We start from the raw sequence: 1,118 nt of genomic DNA, 5'->3' as shown, positions 1-1,118 counted from the left end.
GCGAAGCGCAGACCTTCTTCCATGGCGATCGGTGCGATCAGCTCAACAACGAACTTCAGGTTGTCGCCGGGCATAACCATCTCGGTGCCAGCAGGCAGTTCAACGGTGCCGGTCACGTCAGTCGTACGGAAGTAGAACTGCGGACGGTAGTTCGCGAAGAACGGCGTGTGACGGCCACCTTCTTCTTTGGTCAGGATGTAGACCTCAGCTTCGAACTTGGTGTGCGGCGTAACCGAACCCGGCTTACACAGAACCTGACCACGCTCAACAGCTTCACGGTCGATACCACGCAGCAGAGCACCGATGTTGTCGCCAGCTTCACCACGGTCCAGCAGCTTGCGGAACATTTCAACGCCGGTACAGGTCGTCTTCTGGGTGTCTTTGATGCCGATGATTTCCAGTTCGTCGCCGACGTTGATCACGCCACGCTCAACACGACCGGTCACAACGGTACCACGACCCGAGATCGAGAACACGTCTTCGATCGGCATCAGGAACGGCATGTCGATCGCACGCTCGGGCTCGGGGATGTACGAATCCACAGCAGCCATCAGCTCTTTGATCTTCTCTTCGCCGATTTCCGGGTTGTTGCCTTCCATAGCGGCCAGAGCCGAACCAGCGATGATCGGAATATCGTCGCCCGGGAAGTCGTATTCGCTCAGCAGTTCGCGAACTTCCATCTCAACCAGTTCCAGCAGCTCTTCGTCGTCAACCTGGTCAACTTTGTTCAGGAAAACAACCAGAGCCGGAACGCCAACCTGACGGGCCAGCAGGATGTGCTCACGCGTCTGCGGCATGGGGCCGTCAGCAGCGTTAACAACCAGGATACCGCCGTCCATCTGCGCAGCACCGGTGATCATGTTCTTAACATAGTCAGCGTGGCCGGGGCAGTCGACGTGCGCATAGTGACGACCTTCGGTCTCGTACTCAACGTGAGCGGTCGAGATCGTGATGCCACGTGCTTTCTCTTCCGGCGCGCCGTCGATCTGGTCGTACGCTTTGAAGTCACCAAAGTATTTGGTGATCGCGGCCGTCAGAGTCGTCTTGCCGTGGTCAACGTGACCAATCGTGCCGATGTTTACGTGCGGTTTGCTACGCTCAAACTTTTCCTTTGCCAT

General features: G+C 57.2%; 1 protein-coding gene. It reads right to left on the bottom strand.

All coding sequences use genetic code 11. From position 1 onward, the window contains the following. Positions 1 to 1,118 (bottom strand): elongation factor Tu (tuf, locus tag R1W00_RS18185; protein ID WP_317264186.1); only part of this gene is annotated, 1,118 nt, incomplete at both ends.

Origin of the sequence: Rhodovulum sp. FJ3 (assembly GCF_032918305.1) — a bacterium.
Lineage (GTDB): Bacteria > Pseudomonadota > Alphaproteobacteria > Rhodobacterales > Rhodobacteraceae > SAT37.
This window is presented reverse-complemented; position numbering and strand designations above follow the sequence as displayed.